The following is a 14,534-nucleotide window of genomic DNA, read 5'->3' as shown; positions in this document are numbered from 1 at the left end:
GAAATCAATTAGTTAGTCTAGACTAACTTGATTAAAGTGCCCCCTTATTTGGGGTAGAGCCAAAAAAGCGGTCGTCCGTCGAGTACAACCTCCTTTTTACGATTAATCTTGCCAATATTAAACTAAAAATCAGCCTATACTATAAGGAAGCACAATATGCGCTTTACGCAACTTAAGGAATTAAGATGTCGACTAAGTGGATAAAAAGTCATTTGACTTTGGTGGCTGGACTGTCATTGCCAATACTGCTCATGCTTGTTTTCGTTATTTCAAACATTCCTTTTTTTAAAACAGATCCTCCACGTTATAGTCTTTTATTTTCTATCTTGGACTCTTCTACTTCACCTTTTCCTGTGCAAGTTAACTTTATTGTTAAAAATAATCGGTTAGTAGCTCAATATTCAAAAGTTCAAAACAATTATTGGGGAGTTAAAAAGCTCTATTTTTTTGACGCAAAAAAGCAAAAGGTACAAGAAATTCCTATAGATTTTCCAAACCTTAACAACACTACAACTTTTAAAGAAGAAGTGGTGCAATCAACCAAACAATTTAAACTGGATACCTCACTGGAGTCTCCTGATGGTTATGTCCTATACACCAATAATGATAATTTAAACGCAGGCTTACTATCAGATCTTTTTCTAGGCAGTAACTATCGAAATAATACGATATGCCTCAAAAAGAACTCTACTTGCGTCAAATTATACAATTTAAACACACGCTATTTTACTTCGAATAATGTCCAATTTATTGGTTGGGTTAAACCATGAATAAAGAAGATGCGTTAGAAAAAATTGTTGAGCTAGCCAAACGCTACCAAATCGACATTAGAGAAATAGCATCGGCATTAAATCCCTCTCAGGCTATAAGCTCTGTAAATGATACAAATTGGTTAAATAAACTGTATAGCTATATAGGTGGGATACTTATCTTTGCAGGTATTAGTGCCTTGATTGCCATGAAATGGCAAGACTTTAATGTCTACGAGCGTGTTACTTTGACACTAGGTTTTGGCTTTTGCTCATTTATTTTGGCATTTGTATGTCTAAAATACCCTAATTACCAAAAAGCTTCGACACCTTTATTCTTGATTGCCCTATTCCTTGAACCCACAGGTCTTGTCATTTTATTGCAGGAATACGATTTAATGTTGCCAATATGGTGGATATTAATCATAGCTATTATCTATTTCACGCATCTGCGTTTCGCCATTTTATTGAATAAGCCTCTCATTCTTACAATCACGACAATTGTATTTGGATGGATCCTTTTTGCTTATACAGAAGATAATAGCCGTATTATTTTAAATTTGAGCTTTGGCTTTTTAATTTTCCTATTGGGTCTTTATTATCAAGAGAAGCAATATAAAATCACAGCTCCTTTATTTCTTGTTGCTGCGGTTCTTGAAGCCAGCGGATTACTTACTCTCTTATCGCAATACACTTCCATCTTAATGCCTACCTGGGGAGTACTCGTGGTAAGCTTCATTCTTTTTCTGCAGCATGGCATTGCATTTATAAGCACCAGGCTTACTGTATTGGCTTTTATTACCCTGATTTTTCTTTATTCTTTTTTCCTGGCAGCATTCGAATTACTCGGTGTGCCAGAGCGCTTAAAATGGTTTATTCTCAGTGCATCCTTATTAGCTGTCAGTTCATTTATAAATCACTCAAAATATCAAAGTATCGCAGGATTACTTTTTTTTATCTCATCACTGGCACTACTTTTAGTAGCCTTCGACATCGTTAAAAATAAACCTTATGAAATACTTTATTTGGGATTAGCTTGTGGCTTAATTTATATGGCCATTATAGAAAGCAGCCGAGTCTTACTCATAACTGCAAGCTTAGCGACACTGGGCTTCATTTTATATTTTTCAAGTCAGCATTTCCCTCACACTATAGGCTGGCCAATTACCTTAATTTTAATTGGATTACTCTTGGTTGGCGTCAGTGGTATTGTCATCAAATTAAATAAAAAATATATGTAGAAAAGTAGTAGGGGCTGTTTACAATTCGCTATCTTGCGTCTAAATGTTCGATTTTAGGACACAGAAATGGAGAAGCATGTGACTATTGGAACGCATAAAATCGCAGCTTTTTGCTTGATTACTGCACAGGATTCAATTCTCCCTCTTTCTCTACTTCATCTAAATCTTGTTGATTTTCTTTAGTTTGCTCTTTGATCACGATTAAAAAAGGGATAAACGCTAAAGCAAATATAACAGAGAGTTGGTACAAACCAACCCAGCCTATAGCCATTTGAATGCTTGCCGCGACAGGCCCAGAAATAATACGAGGTATTGTCGATAAAGCCACAAGCATCGAAAATTGAGTTCCTGTGTATTGTTTATTAACTAAACGCATGAATAAGGCGACCAATGCTGTAGACCCCATGCCTGCTGCAAAGTTGTCAAAAAAGACGGCCATTGCCAATAAGGTAACGTTCTTTCCTGCTATGGCCAAAGCAACAAATAAAACATTAGTTAATGCTTGCAGTAAGCCAAAAAAAAGCAATGAGCGATATAAAGAAAACCGCATCAATAAAAATCCTGCACACACCCCCCCAAGCAAGATGGACCCAACCCCTAACATTTTATTGATGTAACCAATAGTCTCTAAAGAAAAACCAAGCCCCTGAATTAAAAAAGGCATGACAATTCCGCTGGTAGTCGTTGTAAATGCTTCTCCTAACTTGTAACAAAATATAAAGAGTAAAAGAGGAATAACTCCTGGACGAAATATCAATTCCTTTATAGGAGCTACAAAAGATAAAACAAAATTATTCTTTTCTTTGATTTCAACACTAGGCTCTTGACTAAAGAACACCGCAAACATACCAGCAATCATCAGGAGGCCCATAAAACGATAAGTAAAATCCCAGCCTAATTTCTGAGCCAGAACCAAAGCCAAACCACCGGATAATAGTAAAGCAATCCGGTAGCCTAATACTGCTAAAGAAGCTCCTAAAGCATGTTCATTAGTTGGCAAATATTCTGCTCTATGAGCATCGATTGCTATATCTTGGGTAGCAGAAAAACAAGCTAAAATCAAAGCAAGAAAAGCCATTAATTTAGGATATTGTGCCGGAGTAAACCAAGCCATTAAGTTAAATCCGAGAAGCAATAAACATTGCATGCTTAAAATCCAACTTCGCCTTTTCCCCATGCTAAATAAGGAATAACGATCCAGAACAGGCCCCCAGAAAATACGATAAGCATAAGGCAAACTAATTAAACTTAATGTTCCAGTAGCGATAACTGACATCCCGCTGTATGCAAACCATGCTTGCAGGGTACTGCTGATTAGCGCCATTGGTAAGCCAGAGGAAAAACCTAAAATGAAAACAATAAATAGACGCTTGTTCATCTTGCGGAGCTCTCTAAGGCAGGATAACTTGTTCTCTAAAAGAAATCCCACTCTTGTTTTCAAGAGCGGGATACGATAAGGAGAGAAAATCCCTCCTTATGATTAGGCAGATTTTTTCACAGAGATCAAATGAATTTTGAAAATCAAAGTTTCATTTGGACCTATAGGACCACCTACACTACGTGGACCATAAGCTAAATCTGAAGGTACATAAATTTCCCAAGTAGAACCGGCAGGCATTAATTGTAATGCTTCAGTCCAACCAGGAATTACTTGTGATACTTGGAATGTAGCTGGCTTACCTGTTTTTTCAGTGCTATCAAATACAGTACCATCAATTAAAGTACCAGTGTATTCAACAGTTACTGTGTCCGATTTGCCGGGTTTATTTCCTGTGCCTGCTTCAATAACTTTATATTGCAAGCCGCTTGGCAATACAACTACGCCAGATTTTGATTTGTTAGTTGATAAAAAGGCTTCGCCTTTAGATTTGTTTTCTTCAGCTTTTTTATTAAACTCAGCGCTGCGTTTTGCCATCAACTCTTTTTGGAATTTATTCAGAACATCTTTCATTTGTTGTTCAGTCAAAATCAATTGGGCACCAGACATTCCGTCTTGCATTCCTTTAGCTAATGCGTCCGGATTAATATCAATACCTTGATTTTTGAAGTTTTTCCCTAAATCAGCACCAATACTATAAGATAATTTATCTTTATCCGTAACAAGCGATGTAGCATCAGTAGCAGCAATTACAGTAGACATTGCCAGCCCCATGACGGCCGCAGTGACCAATTTCATCTTCATAAAGAATCCCCTTGTAGTCTTTCTATTGTGCATATCTTTCTAATTTTTTGCTAAAGAAAAATATTACATTTTAAAATGCAACATAATTCTGCCTAAATTCATAGAAAATTACCAGTATTTAGCGCGATTAATTGTAACTATATTATAAAGCTCCTTACATTAAGGATAATCTTAATGCATATCAATTTATAGACTAATCCAGGAAAGGATGCACGACAAATCATTAAAGAAAATAGTCCACTATAATTAAAATAGACAAATAATTAAGATTTCTCTACACTTTGCACTAATTGTAACAAGAGATTATCCCACATGAATATCAGTGTATTTGATTTATTTTCCATTGGAATTGGCCCATCAAGCTCGCATACTGTAGGGCCGATGCTTGCTGCTAATGCTTTCTTAAAATTACTGGAAGACAAACAACTCATGAATCAAGTTCACCGGGTTAAAACCGAACTTTATGGTTCGCTGGCTTTAACCGGAAAAGGTCATGGGACAGATAAAGCCATTTTAAATGGGCTGGAAAATAAGGCTCCCAAAACTGTTGTCCCCGAGTCTATGGTGCCTCGTATGCATGAAATCATCGACTCCCATACGTTAAACCTGGCAGGTAAGAAAAATATTAACTTTAACGAAGCAACTGATTTTCTTTTTTTACAAAAAGAACTTTTGCCAAAACATTCTAATGGAATGCGTTTTTCTGCTTTTGATAACCAGAACAATTTATTAATTGCACAGATTTATTACTCAATTGGCGGTGGCTTTATTACTACTGAAGAAGATTTTTCCAAAGCCACTGAAGATACAAACCCTCCTCCATACCCATTTTCAACAGCAGCCCAACTTCTAGAACTGTGTCAGAAAAATAATTTAACCATAGCGGAATTAATGTTAATTAATGAAAAAACCTGGCGTAGCACAGAAGATATCCATAAAGGTATTTTGGCAATTGCCAAGGTCATGGATGATTGTATTGCCAATGGATGTAAACACGATGGCATATTACCTGGAGGGCTTAATTTAAAAAGACGCGCTCCTGATTTATATAAAAAACTTATGAATGAAAAAGGAGTAAAAAGCGTTTTTGAGCAATCCGATATTATGAATTGGTTAAATCTTTATGCCATGGCAGTCAATGAAGAAAATGCAGCTGGTGGACGCATCGTTACCGCACCAACTAATGGTGCTGCAGGCATTATTCCAGCGGTACTAAAATATTGCCAGCATGCACACGATAAAATGAGTGATGAAGACATTTACACCTATTTCCTTACTGCCGCAGCTATAGGCATACTTTATAAAAAAGGAGCTTCCATTTCTGGGGCCGAAGTGGGATGCCAAGGCGAAGTTGGTGTTGCTTCCTCTATGGCTGCAGCAGGTCTTACAGCAGTTCTGGGAGGAACCGTTGCTCAAGTGGAAAATGCTGCAGAAATTGCCATGGAACATCATTTGGGTATGACCTGTGATCCAGTCTTGGGTTTAGTACAAATACCTTGTATTGAACGCAATGCTATGGGTGCAGTAAAAGCAGTGAATGCAACACGAATGGCACTCATTGGTGATGGTCAACACCAAATTTCTCTAGATAAAGTAATCAAGACCATGAAACAAACAGGAATGGACATGCAAAGTATTTATAAAGAAACCTCGATGGGGGGATTGGCTGTTAATTTACCTGAATGCTAAGAATAAGTATAACCGAATGTTTTAGCAGTTTTTCCTATCAATTTTTCTAAACTAAATAGTCGATGCCTGTGCACTGCTTCAAAGAACAATTGAATATCCTCCTCTGAATTTAATGTGGAGGATATTTCTTTTACATTTTCCCCCAATTTTTCCATCTTCTTGTTCACTCTCATATTCCGATACTTGTTATCTCCTGTACGATCTTTAACAAAAAATAAATTTTTACTAATGGATACCCACGCAGTCTCACCCTTACTGTTAACAATTTCGTCTCTATGTTCCGCAGAATTTTGAACTTCATTTTCTAAATCAGTTACAGAATGTTTTGTTCGTAAGAGCCTGGCAGGTAAATGACCAACCACTAAGTCAAAACTATATACATCATCAAGATCTTCTTCTACGAATGACGACATGGATTCACGAAAACTTTTTAATGTACTAATTGCTTTGTCCGTTTCATTCTCCTGTTGATGAGTATTCATATAATCATAAACTGGACAGTACTTATTTTGATTGGATAACATCGAGATACTGTCCGTCACAAAATAAGGACATGTACGACCCGCTGCTTGTAAAATATCTACGGGAATATAGATTTTTAGAGGGCATAATTTACTCAAAATACCAAACTTCATCATGTTGCTTAATAAATTAGCTAAAACGAGTGATTGCATAAAACCTAGTGGATCACAAATCAAAATATCTAAAGAAGGTGGATTTTGGGATCCTATAAAATTAAACTCCAAAAAGGACCAATGGTTTATTTGTTCGCTTCCGTCCCATTTTGCAATAGCAATCTGAAAACGCAAATCTTTTTCACTGTACCCAATCATGTGTTCAATAATCTCAGAAAACCATTCCATTTCGTCAGTGCTCATAGCGAATGCATTAAAATTATCTCCTGATTTTTCTAACCGTTTTATTTTTTTTAAATATAAAAAAAATGCCATGAGGTCTACAGGTACATTGCCTGGTTTCCCACTCAGTGCTAACAATTCTTGAATCGCTGAAATATTTTTCATGATATAACCAGGTTGATTTTTAATTATTTTATTTATATTAATTAAATCAAAATTAATAAAAAATAAAGCAGTTTTTGATAAAAGAATCAAAATATCAATTTGATCAAAATTTTTCTTTTTATATCTTTTCATATAAGCGCAATTTTCTAGCACATAATAAAACTTAAAACATAGGAATGAGGAGGATTTAATCTCATATAAAAAACTTAACGAGCATGAGTAAAAAAACTAACAGAAAAGACATTCTTTTAACGAATGGAGCACAAGTACTCAAATAATTAGAAATAACATAAGATTAAAAGGAGCAATTAACAAAAATCCAAGCCTCAGAACATTCTTTGATAAAAAACAAATCACTCATTGCATAACCGACTACTGCCGCTAGTTTATCATTAAAATAAATTAGAGGAATTCGCTCTCTTAACCAAGGAGGAACCCCCCACTCTTGGAATAACTTTTTTAAACGCTTAGTCTGTCCATGCAAAGAAAACTCTTCGCCACCTTGTCTAAATCGAACAAATACTTTTGTATCAGTAGGAATAACCAAACCCTGCTTGGCTTTTTTTGCCAATAAATTAATGCTTGCATCGGGTATCACTAAAGGTAAAGGAAATGCAGACCACTCAATGAACCCCTTTCGAAATTCTATTGTAGAGCAGGCCTGCTTCGTCGATACGGCGCTCGAATCTTCAAGTGACTTCTTCATGTAGGCTTCGGTGCTGCGTTTCGAGTCTTCTCGCATTTCTTGCGTTGCAGCGCGTTTCGAAAGAGTTCTGATACAGGAGGATAAATTATTTGCATTTTTTTTATCTAAATATAAATGCTTTTGATAACGGCGCACAGTTACTTCGCCCCAACTCACTACTGGAGTCGCATCTGGACTAGCAAAGATCACTTCATCAATCAAACGCCAAAAAGTCACAGTTGAAGGCAATTGGATTTGATTGTTTTTCAACCATACTCGAAGCACATTTGCTATTCGATCTCGGCCGAGTGCTTTTAATGGTGTAATCAATAAAGAGTTGCTTGTTAATTTTTCGAGGTTTTCTTGCAACGTCATATCTTGAGTTGCCAACATATCCAGATTTCTTTTAGCCTGCTGGCAATGAAGTGCTGTTCTTGCAATATTACCTACAACTCCAGGCCATTTTCTTTGCAACAAAGGCATAATTTGTTGACGTAAGTAATTTCGAGAATAGCTGGTATCCTCATTGCTCTCATCTTCTATCCAGCTCAATTGATGAAAGGCAGCATAATGTTCCAATTGTTCTCGGGAATGAGTTAAAAAAGGCCTGGCAATTTTTCCCAGTTCCAATTGCCCAAAATCAGGCATAGCAGCCAAACCATCCACTCCGGAACCTCGAAACAGTTGCAAAAGAACTGTTTCTGCTTGATCGTTTAAATGATGTCCTAAAATTAAGCAATCATCTTCTGCAAGCAAAGAAGAAAAAACTGCATACCGAGCAATGCGTGCCCCCTCTTCTACATTGGCTGAGCGATCAAATTGCACAGACTGAGTAATTAAAGGGATACCTAAATTCTGGCAAAACTGTTGGCAATGTAATTGCCAACAGGGGGCATGCTCACTAATACCATGATTTACATGTACCGCGATTAATTTAGCAAGCAAGGCCGGGTGGGAAGCAAGAACATGCAAAAGCACTGTTGAGTCAAGCCCACCACTAAAACCTATAATTAATTTATTAAAATGACTTAGGCGAGAAAACCACTCGGTGCTCAATAAAGGTTTAATCACTTGCTCCCATAGCCATAAATTTTTTATACCTCTCTTCGACCAACTGTTCCAAAGATAATTTCTTTAAGACACTCAATTCGCTAACTAAAATTTCCTTCAAACGTGCGGCCATTTCATCGACATTACGATGAGCCCCTCCTAACGGTTCAGGAATAACCATATCAATTAACTTATTTTCCAAAATCTTATCCGCGGTAATCCTCATTGCGCGAGCAGCTTCACTTGCTTTAGACGCATCTTTCCATAGAATCGAAGCACAACCCTCAGGAGAAATTACTGAATAAATACTGAATTGGAGCATTAACACACGATCACCAACACCAATTGCTAACGCACCACCTGATCCTGCTTCTCCTGTTACCACACAAATAATTGGCGTTTTAAGACGTGACATCACGAAAAGATTGCGAGCAATTGCTTCAGATTGGTTACGCTCTTCAGCACCAATTCCAGGATATGCGCCGGCTGTATCAATAAAAGTAAAAATAGGTAATTTGAATTTCTCAGCCATATTCATCAAACGTAAGGCTTTTCGATACTCTTCCGGACGCGCCATACCAAAATTACGATATACCTTTTCTTTAGTCCGTTTACCTTTTTGATGACCAAGTACCATAACTGGCTCACCATTCAAACGCGCCAAACCACCAATAATTGCAGGAGCTGACGAACAACTTCGGTCACCATGCAGTTCCTGAAAATCAGTAAAAATACGTTCAATATAATCTGTAGTCTGTGGTCTAAGCGGATGTCTTGCCATTTGTGCGATTTGCCAAGGCTCCAAGTTTGAAAAAACTTGAGAGGTTAACTCAGAACATTTGGCTTGAAGTCGTGCTATTTCATCACTTAAATTCACTTCGTTATCATGACCTACCATGCGAAGTGCTTCAATTTTCTGATTCAACTCTTCGATGGGTTGCTCAAAATCCAAAAATTGTCGGCTCATTGAATACTCTTTGGTGAATTAAATATCATGGTATATGATAACCCTAACCGACAATTGATGCCAGATTCAAACAAGCATATGATCATTACCGAATTCAACCCTTTAAATACAGAAAACTGCATCTTAAATGAAGCTCGAATTGATCTTTGGCAATTTTCTTTAGCACATGAAATAGAAAATGCATATGAACTACTAAGTTCTGAAGAGCAAACCCGTGCGGAACGATTTTATTTCAGTAGGCACAAACGCCGTTTCTCTACTGCCCGAGCAACTATGAGAATCATTTTAGCAAGCTATCTCAATATGCCAGCAAAACAACTGGAATTTGCTTATAATAACCACGGCAAACCTGAAGTCATTAATGCAGCAAAGTTGCAATTTAATATAAGTCATACGGGTGACTTGGCGCTTCTTGCAGTGGGAAAAAACTTTCCCATGGGTGTGGATATAGAAAAGTATTCTGCTCGACCTTATGAAGGAATTGCAAAAAGTTTATTTTCTGGTCAAGAATATGAAGAATTTATTAAAGTTCCTCTTGCCCTCAAACCAGCCATTTTCTTTCATGTTTGGGCCCAAAAAGAAGCCTTTATCAAAGCCTGCGGTTTAGGCCTTTCTTATCCAACCAAAAATTTTAGTGTCCCTATATCTATGCCAACCAAGCAATTAGTAAATGACCCATTACATAATATGACATGGCAATTGCGTTCTTTTATGCCAGAAGTGGCTTGCAGTGGTGCTTTATGCCATCACCCTACTGTGAGGGAAATTAGACATGGATTTATTAATCTGCAGCAAAATACTCAATTGATTTTTTAGGTTTATATCAATGCACTTCACACAGGCACAACTCACATTATTACAATTACTTGGCGATGGCAACTGCCATAGTGGTTCTGAATTAGGGGCAAATTTGGGTATCACTCGCTCGGCCATTTGGAAACAAATCAATCATTTAATCGCATCAGGAATCCCTATAAAACGAATAAGGCATCAGGGTTACCAACTTCCCAATCAGTTGATTCTATTAAATAAACAACAAATTATGGAACATCTTGCCCTACAAAAACAATCGAACCCTTTCAATTTACATCTATTCACTTCCATTGATTCAACAAATCGCTATCTTAAGGATTTACCTCCCTCAAATACCGTTGATATTTGTTGTACCGAAATTCAAACCCAAGGCAGAGGTCGATTTGGCAGACACTGGCACTCACCCTTCGGTGAAAATCTTTATTGTTCCAGTCGCTGGAATCTTAACTATGATCTTACCAAACTTTCGGGATTAAGTTTGGTAAGCAGCTTGGCTGTTCTGGCAACTTTAAATGAATTTGACATCTCATCTCATATCAAAATTAAATGGCCCAATGATATTCTATGGACCCACAAAAAACTATGCGGTAGCCTGATTGAAATATTGGCTGAATCCAATGGCAATGTTCAAGTTATCATCGGTATTGGTTTAAACGTGAATACTGATACAGAGAATCATCCCCTTCCAGATAAACCTTGGTGTTCCTTATATGAAATAACTAAAAAGCATTTTGATCGGAATGTCCTTATTGCAAGATTGATTACCAATTTGGAACACTATGTAAGCAAATTTATTCACCATGATCTTAACTCCTTTATGGATGAATGGAATAAATCGGATTATCTTTTTGGAAAAAGCATCAAAGTGACTCAGTCTTTAAATACTTTATCTGGGATTGCTTGCGGCATTAATCAGTTTGGGCAATTAATACTGCAAGATGAATCAGGTACACAGCACTTTCTCTCATCAGGAGATACATCACTTCATGAAAAACTGTAGAGGATTACAAATTAAAGATGGGAACAAAGAAAAATTAAGTTTGTCCCGAGCATTTTTAAGTGCCCGGAACTGGATGACTGCGAGGAAATCGATTTTATACTGCTTCTTCAGATTCGTCTGATTGTTTTTCTTGTTGTATGCGCAAATAAATTTCTTCACGATGGACAGATACATCTTTAGGTGCATTAATACCTAGGCGAACTTGATTACCTTTTACACCTAACACGGTAATATTAACATCATCACCAATGATTAAGGTTTCACCGATACGCCGAGTCAAAATTAACATATAAATCTCCCTAACAAAGCAGCTACCTATTCCTCCACAGAACGCTATCCATGGTGTTCTTGATAGCCAAAAAACGGTCTAAAAACAAACTAATATTTGTTATACGAGTTTAATTTTACACTCTGATTATTAACAGAGTATTAAGAAAACTAGGAAATATGCCTCTTTTTACCTGTTTTGGCCAAAAAATTGTGAATTATTTCATTTCTAAAATCAATTAGCCTCTCTAATTGAGAGTTAACGAGGCTATATTTTAGATGACCTCGAGCGAATAACCCTATTTATTATCAAATACTTTAATTGACTTTTTTAGGCTAATGTACATACGAATAGGATTCATAAAACCAGATATTAACTAGGTATTAGAAAGTCAATAAAAAGGAATTAAATAATTTTTCCTTAATCAGCAGTCGCAAATCTCCTCCATTTAGAGATATACTTACCAAACCTTTTTAAACAGGAAATTTTGCATGTCCTTGAAGGCCATGTACAACGACATCACTGAAAACTATACTATGGCCAATCGTTTTGGTGCGATTAGTCAAAGCCATCAAGTAGCAATTGAACAAATGAAGCACTTTTATTTGGGAATGAAACCACATTATAAAGTTCTTGATTTGGGCGTTGGTGATGGTGCATTTCTAAAAAAACTGCAACAAATTATGCCAAAAGCAGAATTTACTGGAATTGATGTTTCTTCAGAAATGTTGAAACACGCCCGTGAAACGTTACCTCTGATCACGATAGAAGGCAGCGCCGCAAAAGCAAGTAAGTTCTTACCGCCTCACAGCCAAGATTTAATTCTGGCACACTTTATTAATGCTTATATTCCAATTAAGGTTTTATTTCATGAGGCCAAATTACTGACTCGTGCAAATGGTCATTTTTCAATGATTACCACAACTTATGATTCCTTTCCCGTAGCGCAACAACGTTTAGCTGAATTTATTACAGAAGATTCAATTTTAAGTAGTATGGTTGGCCATTATTACAAATCCATTGTAAAAAATACTACAGTTGCTGCAAATAACAATGAATTGATGCAGGCATTTAAACAAAATCAATTTGAAGTCATCGCACATCAACGTTTGGAAATACCCATTACCCTAAATACTATTGATGAATTGGCACTTTTTGGTATTGAAGGAACCTGGTTTCTCAATACTTTATCCATTAGGATGTTGCCAAAAATTTTTTTGCTCCAAAGGATTAAGCGTCTTTTTAGCAAAATCTTCACATTCCCCTACCATGATACTCATATAATTGATGTCGTTCTTGCCAGAAAATGATAACCTGATAATTATCTTTAGGTGGCGAGGTAAGAAAAATGATTTCACAAGAAGTGAAAAATTATTTGCCTGAATTAGCTCTGCGACAAAAACAAGCCAACAACATCATATTTATTACTTTTTGGAGCCAATTCTCAGTATATGCACTCAATACCATATTGGTTTTATTTTTAACTCGTCCCGTATGGTCTCAAGGTTTGGGTTATAGCCAAGCCAAAGCATACGCTTTTATTGGAGTAGCTCATGCAATGGGTTATCTAATGCCTATGCTCGGTGGCTACATGGCTGATACCGTAGTAGGAATTAGGCGATCCATTCTTCTTGGGAGTATTCTATTAGCTTGCGCTTATTTGCTCCTTATGATCAGTGGATACACAGTAAACTCCCTGGGAGATACATTTTTCATTGCCGCTTATGCATTTATACCTGCCACCAACTCCCTTTTAATGGGAACTTCTTCAAGTATGGTATCACATATTTATTCAGATGATGCCGTCAAAGCGAAATCAGCTATGACCTATTATTATATAGCAATAAATGTCGGCGCATTATTAGCCACCTTAATTGCCCCGTTGCTTTTTGAAAGCCGTTATGGTCCGCTTTCTATTCTTACTTTGACATTTGTAGGTAAATCAATCGCGGCTTTAAATTTTGCGAAACGCTACTCCATTTATGAAAATGTCATTTGGGGTAAAGATCAATCTAAATTTTCTCAATCAGGTGTACTTCGTTTAATTGCCTATATAATTACTATTTATATGCTGACTTTATTTGCTTATTCCCATGTTTACGTTGCCAGCACCATCATCGCCTCAGGTTGCGGCATAGGAATAATATGGTTTTTAAGAAAAACTCTAACGCTTAAAGGTATTGTACGGGACAAACAAATAATTGCTTTATTGCTCATTGTTGAAGCAGTAGTATTTTTTGTTATCTACAACCAAATGAATAGCACATTAATTTTATTTGCCGAAAATAATTCAGACCATAATTTATTTGGTTTAACTGTTTCACCAGCTCATTACCAAATATTGAATCCCTTACTCATCTTAGCCATTGGCAGCCAACTGCCTCGTTTTTATAAATTATTTCCACGTTTCACTATCCCCTATCAATTTGCTGCAGGCACTGCGCTTGCAGGTATTGCTCTTTTGGTAATGGCATTCGCTGCTACCACTACTGTTAATGGAATAATTAATGGCAATTACATTGCTTTAACCTACATTCTCATTTCTATTGCAGAATTATGGGTCAGTGCCATTGGCTTAAGCATGGTAGGTTTATATTGTGACAAAAATTCGCTTGCCTTTGCTATGGGGGTATGGTACCTTGCCAGTTCTCTGGCACATGCCATATCTGGAAGAATTGCTGCATGGGTTGCAATTCCTAACACAATTCACTCTCCCATAGATAGTCTCCCTTATTATGAAAACTATTATTTAGCTTTAGGAGTAAGCGCCATAGTATTGGGTATACTTATGTATTTTCTCGCTTATATTTTGCAAAAAATAATGAGAAAAAAAGGAGAAATCTTAAGTTAAATGCATACGTTCTATCG

Annotated in this window: 13 protein-coding genes; 7 read left to right on the top strand and 6 right to left on the bottom strand. The window is 36.7% G+C overall.

Going from position 1 to position 14,534, the window contains the following annotated elements; genetic code table 11:
- Positions 1 to 185 precede the first annotated feature (185 nt).
- Both A8O27_RS00870 and A8O27_RS00865 read left to right on the top strand, forming a co-directional pair.
- Positions 186 to 770: a hypothetical protein gene (locus A8O27_RS00870; protein ID WP_058459400.1), complete on the top strand. Its 585-nt coding sequence runs from the start codon at positions 186 to 188 to the stop codon at positions 768 to 770.
- The gene (locus A8O27_RS00865) at positions 767 to 1,990 is read left to right on the top strand and encodes a hypothetical protein (RefSeq protein WP_058459401.1); all 1,224 of its coding nucleotides are present in this window, start codon (positions 767 to 769) and stop codon (positions 1,988 to 1,990) included. The genes A8O27_RS00870 and A8O27_RS00865 overlap by 4 nt, the downstream gene beginning before the upstream one ends.
- 118 nt (positions 1,991 to 2,108) lie before the next feature.
- Here the strand turns inward: A8O27_RS00865 and A8O27_RS00860 are convergent, their stop codons facing one another.
- Together A8O27_RS00860 and bamJ are read right to left on the bottom strand one after the other, a co-directional pair.
- The gene (locus A8O27_RS00860; RefSeq protein ID WP_058459402.1) at positions 2,109 to 3,368 is read right to left on the bottom strand and encodes an AmpG family muropeptide MFS transporter; all 1,260 of its coding nucleotides are present in this window, start codon (positions 3,366 to 3,368) and stop codon (positions 2,109 to 2,111) included.
- 102 nt (positions 3,369 to 3,470) lie between these two features.
- Positions 3,471 to 4,172, bottom strand: coding sequence for a BamJ family beta-barrel-assembly machinery protein (bamJ, locus tag A8O27_RS00855; protein WP_058459403.1), 702 nt, complete (start codon positions 4,170 to 4,172; stop codon positions 3,471 to 3,473).
- Positions 4,173 to 4,484: 312 nt separating this feature from the next.
- Between bamJ and A8O27_RS00850 the strand changes: the two genes are divergently transcribed.
- Positions 4,485 to 5,861 carry an L-serine ammonia-lyase gene (locus A8O27_RS00850; RefSeq protein ID WP_058459404.1) on the top strand — a complete coding sequence of 459 codons (1,377 nt, stop codon included), beginning with the start codon at positions 4,485 to 4,487 and terminating at the stop codon, positions 5,859 to 5,861.
- Here A8O27_RS00850 and A8O27_RS00845 read toward each other — a convergent pair.
- The 3 genes from A8O27_RS00845 to A8O27_RS00835 all read right to left on the bottom strand — a co-directional run bounded on the left by A8O27_RS00845 (position 5,858) and on the right by A8O27_RS00835 (position 9,585).
- On the bottom strand, positions 5,858 to 7,015 hold the full coding sequence (locus tag A8O27_RS00845; RefSeq protein ID WP_235810513.1) for a YopJ family acetyltransferase: 1,158 nt from the start codon (positions 7,013 to 7,015) through the stop codon (positions 5,858 to 5,860). The two genes, A8O27_RS00850 and A8O27_RS00845, sit on opposite strands and share 4 nt — an antisense overlap.
- Positions 7,016 to 7,178: 163 nt before the next feature.
- A complete protein-coding gene (gene tilS, locus A8O27_RS00840) occupies positions 7,179 to 8,639 on the bottom strand; it encodes a tRNA lysidine(34) synthetase TilS (protein ID WP_058459405.1) in 1,461 nt (486 codons plus the stop codon).
- Complete coding sequence (locus A8O27_RS00835) at positions 8,632 to 9,585, bottom strand: acetyl-CoA carboxylase carboxyltransferase subunit alpha (protein WP_058459406.1); 954 nt, start codon at positions 9,583 to 9,585, stop codon at positions 8,632 to 8,634. The genes tilS and A8O27_RS00835 overlap by 8 nt, the downstream gene beginning before the upstream one ends.
- Before the next feature lie 78 nt (positions 9,586 to 9,663).
- Here A8O27_RS00835 and A8O27_RS00830 point away from each other — a divergent pair, with 78 nt between their 5' ends.
- Positions 9,664 to 10,401, top strand: a complete 738-nt coding sequence (locus A8O27_RS00830) for a 4'-phosphopantetheinyl transferase family protein (RefSeq protein ID WP_058459964.1) — start codon at positions 9,664 to 9,666, stop codon at positions 10,399 to 10,401.
- Between the two features lie 10 nt (positions 10,402 to 10,411).
- On the top strand, positions 10,412 to 11,398 hold the full coding sequence (locus tag A8O27_RS00825; protein ID WP_058459407.1) for a biotin--[acetyl-CoA-carboxylase] ligase: 987 nt from the start codon (positions 10,412 to 10,414) through the stop codon (positions 11,396 to 11,398).
- 94 nt (positions 11,399 to 11,492) lie between these two features.
- Here the strand turns inward: A8O27_RS00825 and csrA are convergent, their stop codons facing one another.
- Complete coding sequence (gene csrA, locus A8O27_RS00820) at positions 11,493 to 11,687, bottom strand: carbon storage regulator CsrA (RefSeq protein WP_010654169.1); 195 nt, start codon at positions 11,685 to 11,687, stop codon at positions 11,493 to 11,495.
- A 470-nt stretch (positions 11,688 to 12,157) separates the two neighbouring features.
- Between csrA and A8O27_RS00815 the strand changes: the two genes are divergently transcribed.
- Both A8O27_RS00815 and A8O27_RS00810 read left to right on the top strand, forming a co-directional pair.
- Positions 12,158 to 12,976 (top strand): class I SAM-dependent methyltransferase, encoded by an 819-nt coding sequence (locus A8O27_RS00815; protein WP_058459408.1) that lies wholly within the window; start codon positions 12,158 to 12,160, stop codon positions 12,974 to 12,976.
- 38 nt (positions 12,977 to 13,014) lie between these two features.
- A complete protein-coding gene (locus A8O27_RS00810; protein ID WP_058459409.1) occupies positions 13,015 to 14,517 on the top strand; it encodes a peptide MFS transporter in 1,503 nt (500 codons plus the stop codon).
- Positions 14,518 to 14,534 lie beyond the last annotated feature (17 nt).

The organism is Legionella bozemanae (assembly GCF_001648595.1).
In the GTDB taxonomy this organism is placed as follows: domain Bacteria; phylum Pseudomonadota; class Gammaproteobacteria; order Legionellales; family Legionellaceae; genus Legionella; species Legionella bozemanae.
The sequence above is the reverse complement of the archived record's forward strand: the minus strand, read 5'-3'. Positions and strand labels throughout refer to the sequence as shown.